The organism is Moorena sp. SIO3I6, assembly GCF_010672095.1.
Genome location: NZ_JAAHHU010001747.1, coordinates 1 through 1,022, shown reverse-complemented (window position 1 = coordinate 1,022; position 1,022 = coordinate 1). Strand labels below are relative to the sequence as shown.

At 45.5% G+C, this 1,022-nt stretch carries 1 protein-coding gene and 1 pseudogene; both read left to right on the top strand.

Annotated features, from left to right (window positions below; genetic code table 11):
• Nucleotides 1–321 (top strand): annotated as a pseudogene (locus F6K49_RS52815) (NAD(P)/FAD-dependent oxidoreductase); the annotation flags it as partial.
• Nucleotides 322–617: 296 nt separating this feature from the next.
• On the top strand, nt 618–1,022 hold a 405-nt coding region (locus F6K49_RS52810; RefSeq protein WP_293111111.1), incomplete at its 3' end, for a UbiA family prenyltransferase.

Sequence of the window (1,022 nt, the reverse complement as noted above, 5' to 3'; positions counted from 1 at the left end):
CTGATTCAGAAGCGCCTCAAGGAGGAGACAGTAGCGGATTTCCATTACCAGGATTATGGTAATTTAGCGGTGATTGGACGGAATGCCGCAGTAGTGGATTTGGGGTTTGTTAAGTTCTCTGGTTTCCTGGCTTGGCTGGCCTGGATTTTTATCCACATCTTCTTCCTGATTGAGTTTGATAACAAGTTGCTGGTAATGATTCAGTGGGCATGGCATTACCTTACCTTTAAGCGCGGGGTTCGTTTAATTACCAATCTTGAGGAAGAACCAGCAGGCAATTTCGAGGAGAGAAGAGATTATCGGACGCCGGTACAGGTGTAGGGCTTTAGGGATTAGGGATTAAGGTAAGCTATCAGCTATCAGCTATCAGCTATCAGCTATCAGCTATCAGCTATCAGCTATCAGCTATCAGCTATCAGCTATCAGCCATCAGCTATCAGCTATCAGCCATCAGCCATTGGCCGTAGGCCAAGCTAAACCGAACAGCTTTTGAATAAAATAAGCTGACGACTGACGGCTGACCCCTGAATGCTTATGTATTAAGAACCCTTACACTAAGCATTATGTAGTAAAACCATTACTCTCACCCCTAATCCCTAATACTATTAACCTGATCTATGAGTCAGATTTCCTCTAAAGCATCTACTCCTTCCTCGATTAATCTATTGCAGCAACCAGCGGCTTGGCTGTACAGTTTCTGGAAATTTTCTCGTCCCCATACGATTATTGGGACGAGTTTAAGTATTTTTGCCCTCTATCTCATTGCTGTGTCCATGACTAACAGTGGTTGGACTTGGCAAGGGTTCGGTCAACTGCTGGGAGCTTGGATTGCTTGTTTGTGCGGTAATGTCTATATCGTAGGACTAAATCAATTGCACGATGTGGAGATTGACCGGATTAATAAACCCCATCTTCCAGTGGCTGCAGGGGAGTTTTCTCTGCAACTCGGTCAGGGGATTGTGGCGGTAACTGGTATCCTAGCGCTACTGTTGGCTTGGTTATTCGGGCCGTGGTTGTTGTTG